The organism is Luteimonas qiangzhengi (assembly GCF_039548515.1).
Lineage (GTDB): Bacteria > Pseudomonadota > Gammaproteobacteria > Xanthomonadales > Xanthomonadaceae > Luteimonas.
In genome coordinates this window covers 1-9,048 of record NZ_JBCLVE010000021.1, presented here as the reverse complement: position 1 = coordinate 9,048, position 9,048 = coordinate 1, and the positions used below count along the sequence as shown (strand labels likewise).

4 protein-coding genes and 1 pseudogene are annotated in these 9,048 nt (G+C 57.9%); all 5 read left to right on the top strand.

Annotation, left to right across the window (positions count from 1 at the left end; all coding sequences use genetic code 11):
* Positions 1-255 precede the first annotated feature (255 nt).
* A complete protein-coding gene (locus WCE59_RS13685) occupies positions 256-3,843 on the top strand; it encodes a methylmalonyl-CoA mutase family protein (RefSeq protein ID WP_343259329.1) in 3,588 nt (1,195 codons plus the stop codon).
* Between the two features lie 178 nt (positions 3,844-4,021).
* A complete protein-coding gene (locus tag WCE59_RS13680) occupies positions 4,022-5,320 on the top strand; it encodes a DNA cytosine methyltransferase (protein ID WP_343259328.1) in 1,299 nt (432 codons plus the stop codon).
* 70 nt (positions 5,321-5,390) lie between these two features.
* Positions 5,391-7,355: an McrB family protein gene (locus tag WCE59_RS13675; protein WP_343259327.1), complete on the top strand. Its 1,965-nt coding sequence runs from the start codon at positions 5,391-5,393 to the stop codon at positions 7,353-7,355.
* Entirely contained in the window at positions 7,339-8,661 is a 1,323-nt protein-coding gene (locus WCE59_RS13670; protein ID WP_343259326.1) for an McrC family protein, read from the top strand. The genes WCE59_RS13675 and WCE59_RS13670 overlap by 17 nt, the downstream gene beginning before the upstream one ends.
* Before the next feature lie 314 nt (positions 8,662-8,975).
* A pseudogene (locus WCE59_RS13665) lies at positions 8,976-9,048 on the top strand (DUF1153 domain-containing protein); the annotation flags it as partial.

Here is a 9,048-nt window from a genome sequence, read left to right as displayed (position 1 = left end):
GCGAGGCTTCGGCTGCCACGTCGTAGCCGAAGCCTCGCGGCGGGGCTTCGGGCCGGTCGCGGGGGCCGAAGCCTCACTTGCCGCCATGATTCACGCGGTTTCGCGCGCATGGCGCGCTCCTACAGGGGGTCGAAGCCGAGGCACCGCTGCGTCGCCATGATTCACTCGGTTTCGCGCGCATGGCGCGCTCCTACGGGGAGGTAGCTCTGAGGGCGCGATACAATCGGGGATTCCCGATTTTTCTGGACCTGCACCATGAGCGTACCCGCCTCCCAGACCCTTCCGGACGCCCGGCCCGAGGCCACTCCGCTGCGCTTCGTCACCGCCGCCAGCCTGTTCGATGGCCACGACGCCGCCATCAACATCATGCGCCGCCTGATCCAGTCGCAGGGCGCGGAGGTGATCCACCTGGGCCACAACCGCTCGGTGGAAGACGTGGTGCGCGCCGCCCTGCAGGAAGACGCCGATGCCATTGCCCTGTCCAGCTACCAGGGCGGGCACGTGGAATACATGAAGTACATGGTCGACATGCTGCGCGAGCGTGATGCGGGCCATATCCGTGTGATCGCCGGCGGTGGCGGCACCATCACCCCGGAAGAAATCCGCGAGCTGGAAGCCTACGGCGTCGAACGCATCTACCACCCCAACGACGGCATGAAGCTGGGTCTGGTGGAAATGATCGAGGATGTCGTCCAGCGCGTCTCCAACGCCCGCGCCGCCCGCGCCGATGAATCCCGCGCCCCGGCCAGCACCAAACCGGCCATGGAAGACGAGATCGCCATTGGCCGCGTGCTCAGCGCGTTGGAAGACGGCCTGCACTCCGAAGCCGAGCTGGCCATGCTGCGCAAGCAGTGGGCCGCTGCCGAACAGACCGCCCCGGTGATCGGCATCACCGGCACCGGTGGCGCCGGAAAATCCAGCGTCACCGACGAGCTGCTGAACCGCTTCCTGGCCAGCTTCCCGCAGATGCGCATGGCGGTGATCTCGGTCGATCCCACCCGTCGCCGCACCGGCGGCGCGCTGCTGGGCGATCGCATCCGCATGAACTCGCTGCGCAGCCACCGCGTCTACATGCGCTCCATGGCCACCCGCCGCCAGCACGTGGCCACCAACGCCGTGCTGCAGGACTGCATCGCCTTCCTCAAGAGCCTGGGCTACGACCTGGTGATCGTGGAAACCGCCGGCATCGGCCAGAGCGATTCGGAAATCGTCGACCTGGTCGACTTCCCCATGTACGTAATGACCAGCGACTACGGCGCGGCCAGCCAGCTGGAAAAGATCGACATGCTGGATTTCGCCGAGCTCATTGCGCTGAACAAGTACGACAAGCGCGGCGCCGAAGATGCGCTGCGCGACGTGCGCAAGCAGTGGAAGCGTAACCGTGTCGCCTTCCAGATGGCCGATGAAGACGTGCCGGTGTATCCCACCATCGCCAGCCAGTTCAACGACCCCGGCATCAGCTGGATGTTCGCCAACCTGTGCCGCCTGCTGCGCGAGAAGCTGCCGGAAAAGGCCGCCGTGGCCGAAGCCGCCGGCCGCTGCAGCTTCCAGCCCGATATCGACACCAGCCTGAAGGAGCCGCGCGCCACCGTGCTGATCCCCGGCGCCCGCGTGCGCTACCTGGCCGAAATTGCCGAACAGGGCAGGGCGATCAACAACAGCATCGAAAAGCAGGCCGAAGCCGCCGACCGCGCCCAGTCCTTCTGGCAGTCCCTGCGCGAACTCGAAGACCCCAGCCTCCCGAAAGCCTTGGATCTCTACTCCGGAGAGGACGTCACCCCCGTAGGAGCGCGCCATGCGCGCGAAGCCGCGGGAGCCCCAGATCTGTCGCTCCTCACCCTCCGCCAACGCTACAACGACGCCGTCCAGTCCCTCACCCCGGACAACCTCCGCAACCTCCGCGACTGGCCCACCCGCCTCAAATCCATCACCGACGAAACCACCGAATACCAGGTCCGCAACCGCGCCATCAAGGTGCAGAACTACCGCGAATCCCTCAGCCACCAGCCGATCCCCAAGATCGCCGCCCCCAGCTACAAGAGCTGGGGCGAGCTGCTGACCTTCCTCGGCAAGGAAAACCTGCCCGGCTACTACCCCTACACCGGCGGCGTGTACCCCTACCGCCGCACCGGCGAAGACCCGATCCGCATGTTCGCCGGTGAGGGCACGCCCGAGCGCACCAACCGCCGCTTCCATTACCTGTCCGTCGGCCAGCCCGCTGCGCGCCTGTCCACCGCGTTCGACAGCGTGACCCTCTACGGCGAGGACCCGGCGCCGCGCCCGGATATCTACGGCAAGATCGGCAACTCCGGCGTCAACGTGCCCACGCTCGATGACATGAAGAAGCTGTATTCCGGCTTCGACCTGTGCGCGCCCACCACCAGCGTGTCCATGACCATCAACGGCCCGGCGCCGATCATCCTGGCCATGTTCATGAACACCGCCGTCGACCAGCAGGTGGAGAAGTACCTGAAGGAAGACGACGCGCGCTGGAATGCGGCGCAGAAGAAGATCGATACGTTCTTCGAAGGCCGCGAGCGTCCGCAGTACAACGGCGAACTGCCGCCCAGCAACGACGGCCTCGGCCTGGCCTTCCTCGGCATGACCGGTGACCAGCTGGTGGACGCCGACACCTACGCCCGCATCAAGGCGGAAACGCTCGCCACCGTGCGCGGCACCGTGCAGGCCGACATCCTCAAGGAGGACCAGGCACAGAACACCTGCATCTTCAGCACCGAATTCGCCCTGCGCATGATGGGCGACATCCAGCAGTACTTCGTCGACAACCGGGTCCGCAATTTCTACTCGGTCTCCATCTCCGGCTACCACATCGCTGAAGCCGGGGCGAACCCGATCAGCCAGCTCGCCTTCACCCTCTCCAACGGCTTCACCATCGTGGAGTACTACCTGGCGCGCGGCATGAAGATCGACGACTTCGCGCCCAACCTGAGCTTCTTCTTCTCCAACGGCATGGACCCGGAGTACACCGTCATTGGCCGCGTGGCCCGCCGCATCTGGGCCCGTGCCATGCGCGAGCGCTACGGCGCCAACGAGCGCAGCCAGATGATGAAGTACCACATCCAGACCAGCGGCCGTTCACTGCACGCGCAGGAGATCCAGTTCAACGACATCCGCACCACCCTGCAGGCGCTCTACGCCCTGTTCGACAACGCCAACTCCCTGCACACCAACGCCTACGACGAGGCCATCACCACGCCCACCGAAGAGAGCGTGCGCCGCGCCGTGGCCATCCAGATGATCATCAACAAGGAGCTGGGGCTGAACTTCATCGAGAACCCCTGGCAGGGCAGCTTCGCCGTCGACTACCTGACCGACATCGTGGAGGAGGCCGTCTACAAGGAGTTCGAAGCCATCAGCGAGCGCGGCGGCGTGCTCGGCGCCATGGACACCATGTACCAGCGCGGCAAGATCCAGGAAGAGAGCCTTTACTACGAGCACAAGAAGCACGACGGCAGCCTGCCCCTGGTGGGCGTGAACACCTTCCTGGGCAAGGACGGCGAAAGCGAAGTGGCCACGGAGATCGAGCTGATCCGCTCAACGGAAGGCGAGAAGGGCCAGCAGATCGAGAACGTCGGCCTGTGGCAGCAGAACCGCAACCCGCTGGCGCCGGAAGGGGAGACCGACCATCACCATGTGGTGGAAGACGACGCGGCCGCTGCTACCGAACGGGGCAACGGGCACGGATTGGGGTACCTTCAGAAGACTGCGCGGGAGAGGCGCAACGTGTTCGAGGCGCTGGTGGAGGCGGTGAAGACGCATAGTCTGGGGCAGATCAGCCATGCGCTGTATGACGTGGGTGGGGAGTATCGGCGGAATATGTGATGGCGTACGGCCTGCTGCGACGAACATGGCAAATGATGCGGCGCGGTCAAGAAAAACACGTCTTCGCAATGTCCCGGTTCGCGATGTCGCGGGTTCTGCGACGCGTGAACGCTAAAGTCCATCAGTGCGACCCGCATGCCGGTCTCAAATACACACCTCGCCTCCCTCGGTACATAAAATGAGTAATGAAGTGAAGAGCCAGACGTCTAGGTCCAAAGAGGAAATTTCTGCAATTGATCAGCGGAGATTTACCTGTGTAGATCTCTTTGCAGGCTGTGGGGGTCTAAGCCTAGGGCTTGCGTATGCCGGATGGGAGGGGCTGTTCGCAATCGAGCGGGATCCAATGGCGTTCGAAACTTTCAGTAATAATTTCCTCCAGCCGGAGGCGCCATACCGTGGTTTTGAGAGATGGCCGGCGTGGCTCCCTAAAAAAAATCAAGATCTAGTCACCTTGCTGCAGGACGACTTAGAGCGAAAAAATCTCGCTTCAATGCAAGGGAAAGTTTCACTGGTCGCAGGTGGCCCGCCTTGCCAAGGCTTCAGTGTTGGAGGCAGTCGGGATGGCGCAGATGAGCGCAATAACCTGGTGTTTCAGATGCTAGATCTGATCAGTTTGGTGCGCCCGGAGGCAGTGCTAATCGAAAATGTCGAGGGCATCATGCGGAAATTCGTTGCACGTCCAGGGGCTGAGAGCGCCTCGGCTGCTGAGGGCGTTATGAATGAGCTGGAGAAGTTGGGATATACCTCCGTCCTGAAGGTCCTGGACGCAACTCTATTTGGCGTGCCGCAAACGCGACGGCGTGTTGTTATTATTGGTCTTCGAGAAACGGACTTGAATCAAGTCTCGCTGAGGAAGCAGCTCGGCGAGCTGATTACTGAAGCAGGCTTGCGAGTCAGAGGCCAGTGGGGGCTGCCGCTAACCAGCAATACGTCCGCGCGCCAAGCCATAGATGATTTGGCTGGCGGGCAAATTGTGCAGTGCCCAGATTCTCCGAAATTTTCCTCTTCGTTCTACGGTAGAGCTGCCTCCGCGTACGCTCGAGCTATGAGAAGAGGAGCGCGAGCAGGGACTGTTCCAGACTCACACCGTTACTCTAAGCATGGAGAGAGAATCTCTAAGCTATATGAGCTGGCACATAGAACCCAACCCCCGGGGAGACTCAAGAAATCGTTTCTTCTCGAAAACAATACTAAGAAAGATAAAAAGGTTCTCATAGATCCCACTTGCCCTGTGTCGACCATAACGACGCATCCGGACGAATTTATTCATTACAAAGAGCCGAGGAACATTACCGTTAGAGAGATGGCCAGATTCCAGTCATTTCCTGATGATTTCCATTTCTTTGGTCGTTACACAATAAATGGACCGCGCAGAAAATACGACGTTGCGCGATGCTCTCAGGTTGGAAATGCTGTCCCGCCGCTGATGGCTCAAGGAGTTGGTTTGGCGCTTCTCGAACTGTTAAAGAGCGCTTAATAATAGTAAACACGGTAGGCCGGTCGGGGTCCCGCGTCGGGTTTCCAGATTGCCACCGCTTGGAGGGGGCATGATTTTAGACATTCTTCGGTCCAGAGAGAAAGAGTTTTGTGAGGCCCACCTTGACGCTGCAGTTGCTGAGCTGGAGAGGGTGCTTCCAGGAGAGCAATGGGGCATTGAGCCAGACCTAAATTTCTACAGTTCGGCCAACGTCGGGAACATCTGGAGAAACGAGCTTAGACGCGGGATCAAAAGCAAATTAGAGGCCGCGGGAAAAGGCGAGACGGAATACAGCCAGTGGTTAGGTGACACGCATTTCGTTAGCCTCGCAATCTACAGAAAAGCGCTTTTCGAGCGATACAGAAGTAATGCGGGCTGGCGTTTGCTAATTATTGGGGTTCCCCGTGCCGGGGTGATCGTCCTGGGCATTGCATCGCATTACCAAAATGCTCAAAATCATAACAGGCTCGGAGAAGTTTCAAACCTATTATACGACTTCTCCAAGGATGCACTTGAAAAGCTCGGCGGCAGCGGAATGCACGGCCGCAAAGTCTCCACTCAGGATTGGGACCAAAATGGCCTGATGTTGGATGATATTACCGAGGTCGCCGGGATATCTATTGAGCCTCACGATCTATTTATAAAAGACGTTCGCACGACCACTCTAAAAAAGGTGTTGGCGTCATTTATTTCTGTCAAGGTGTTGCCCGCTTCGACTTCAGCGGGGGAGCTAGAACTGGAACTGGATCATCTGATAGGCGTTGCGGAACGTCTCTTCCAATCAGTTCATCCTTTTGGGAATCTTGAGGAATTTGAAGCCTTGCGGGCTCTTGCTTTGCAGGATATTTCAGCGGCCGGAATGCGCCTCCTGCTGCGTAGAAAGAGCGCCACCCGTTCCACTGTCAGGATTTACTACGGGCCCCCGGGAACCGGCAAAACCCTAGGGGCGGTCCGTGACGCAGTGAAGCTTGTAGATCCCACGGAGACGACAGCAGATGAGACTTCCGACGTCTTCCTGAAGTTTAATGAGAACCATGAGCAGTGTGCATTCGTGACCTTCCATCCGTCTCTTCAGTATGAGGACTTCGTAGAGTCAATCCGTCCTGAATTGCTGGTCGACCGACATGCGGAATATACGACGGAGGACGAGGGTGAGCTCGACGATTCAACTCCGACGTTGCAATATAAAGTGCACGAGGGGATTCTTCTACGCATGATACGGCGCGCGGCTCGAAGTCCCGAGAAGGAATTCGTGATTGTGATTGATGAGATTAATCGGGGTGACGTTAGTCGAATTTTAGGGCCGCTGATTTCATCTATCGACTCGGACAAGCGGGCGGGTGCCGAATTTCCGATCGGAATTGAGCTCCAATTCCCTAGGTCGGAGGAGCTTGAATCTCGGCTATTTATGCCGTCAAACCTCCATCTGCTCGGAACGATGAATTCGTCTGACCGAAACGTTGCACTCGTAGATCATGCCCTGAGAAGGCGGTTCGAATTCGTTCACGTGCCGCCAGAGCCAGATCTGCTTCCCGATACACAAGACCCAATACCGTTGAGTTGCGCGCAGCTGCTGAGGACGATCAACGCTAGAATCGAGTACTTATTGGATTCCGATCATTGCATTGGCCACGGGTATCTAATCGGATGCACTACGGCTTTAGAAGTGGTCGAGCGTTTCGCTAGGAGGGTGATCCCTCTCCTTAGAGAATATTTCTATGGGAATGAAGGGCTGGTTTTGCTGGTGCTCGGTGATTCGCCGGCAGGAACTGCAAATTTCTTCTTCTCGGCAGCGGACGACGGACATTTCAAGCGAGTGTTTGGCATGGTGCAAGAGACAGCGGCCGCATATGGGTTCAGGCGGTCCCTGGGCGCGCCCCGGAATCTGGAGCTGGACCCCCGATTTTGGAACACAACACGTTTAATTCCAGGTCCAGACGATCCGCAGTATGCAGAGCGCTGTTTAAGAAAGTTGGCAGCTCAGGCGGCCCTGCCTAATGAGGTTGAGGATCTAGAGGATGAAGCGGAAGGTTAGGTGCCAGGAGTGGGGCAAGGTTCAGGTGGGGCCTTCTTATGAGCTATCCTCTCAGGAGGAAGTCGTTTCGATATTGAACGCCTGGAATGAAGTTACCGGAAAGGATCCCGCAGGGTACTTTGAAATATCCGGGTCTTGGCTCATGCCGAAGTTCTGGAGTGGCGTTCTAGAGACCGCAGAGCTGGTTGTTGAGGTATCCCCGATCGGATCACACCTTCTGCCGTCACACCTTAAAAGTGCACTGGACGCGAATCTATCGGCGATGCTGGCGGCAACACTCTCGTCTCGGGAGGACGGCGCGGGATTCGCCTCACTTAGTTTAGACGGGGGGCGCTTCGATGCGTTACTTACCGCGTTTTGCGAGGATCTCCAACTAGCTCGTCGTAAGCGGGTGCTGCGGAGTTACAGGACGGAGCAAGCTAGCTTGGTCTCCCCGAGAGGTCGTATTGTTTTCCCTCAGCAGTCTTACGAAGCTGTGCGGCGGCCAGGCCGATTTGTATCTGAGTGGGTTGGTTTGTCGGAAGATGTTCTCGCTAACCAACTCTTCAAGGAAGTTTTACGGCGCTATCGCCCTCGTTGTTCGAGTCGGGTGAGGGCGCGTATTGATACATGTTTATCTGAACTCGATCATGTTTCTGAGCTTAGTGGTGAAGTGAGTTGGGGTGGAATATCGTCACAGCGGCGGATTCCAGAAATATACATGTTTCTCTTAAAGCAGTCTCTCTTTTTGCTGGGACAAGATGCAGGCGCGGGCGTTTTTTCGGGGGACGCACTTGCGATCGCCGAGGTAGTCTTCACCTCCAAATTGTTTGAACAGTTTATTGATAAGGAGCTAGCCTCGGTCGCGTCCTCGTTTGGTGTCATTTCTTTACCGCAAAGCAGAGGTACCTTTGCGTGCGCTGATAGCCATGGTACTGGCGCTTTCGAACTCATCCCCGACAATCGGATAGTGGATAATCGCGGCAAGACCTTGGCGATTATTGATACCAAATGGAAAGTTCTCGATATGGCCAAACGCCAGCTGGGCATTTCGAGAGATGATATTTATCAGATTTTAGTGTATGGCGCGAGATTCGACTGTAGGGCGCTGGCTCTCATTTATCCAGATGTCTCCGTCGAGAGCGGTCAGCTGGGTTGGTCAACCGAGTTTACGGCAACTCTCGCGGGTCAGGAGTACTCGTTGCATATTGTCAAAGTGCCGTTGCTTGATCGAAGCTTGCTTCCGATTCGTAGCTCTCTTGAGTCGTTGGTTCGTCATCATATCCGTCCCGGCGCTGATGGTTACAGTATTTCGAGCGCTGCCTAAGTCATTGCAGTCATGTCAGTTCAAGTGGGGGTTACTCCCAGCTTATAAAGCTATCAAATTGTAGATGGACTAAGGATTGCCGTGGCGAGGATAATCTAGCGTCACGAGGATGCAGGCGGAGTGGCGAATCAAGGGCTGGGGTGGTGCGCCTGAACGAGCGGTTTTGGTAGTGCTCCTGTCTGCTATCGGCTCTATATGAAGCCACACACCGATGCACCGTAAGCTTCCTCGTCGATCGAAATCCGGGGGCTAGCGGAGCGGTGTAATGACCCAGTGATTTCCTGCTCAGGTGTTATTTTTCAAAGGAGACACCTATGAGCTTGATGATGGAAGAGGAAATCAAACGTTGGACGGCGCGACGCAAGTCGGCGCTGGTGCTGGAGATCA

Coding starts and splice junctions, on each gene's coding strand:
- WCE59_RS13675 (WP_343259327.1), top strand. CDS start 5,391: ATGATTTTAGACATTCTTCGGTCCAGAGAGAAAGAGTTTTGTGAGGCC.
- WCE59_RS13685 (WP_343259329.1), top strand. CDS start 256: ATGAGCGTACCCGCCTCCCAGACCCTTCCGGACGCCCGGCCCGAGGCC.
- WCE59_RS13680 (WP_343259328.1), top strand. CDS start 4,022: ATGAGTAATGAAGTGAAGAGCCAGACGTCTAGGTCCAAAGAGGAAATT.
- WCE59_RS13670 (WP_343259326.1), top strand. CDS start 7,339: ATGAAGCGGAAGGTTAGGTGCCAGGAGTGGGGCAAGGTTCAGGTGGGG.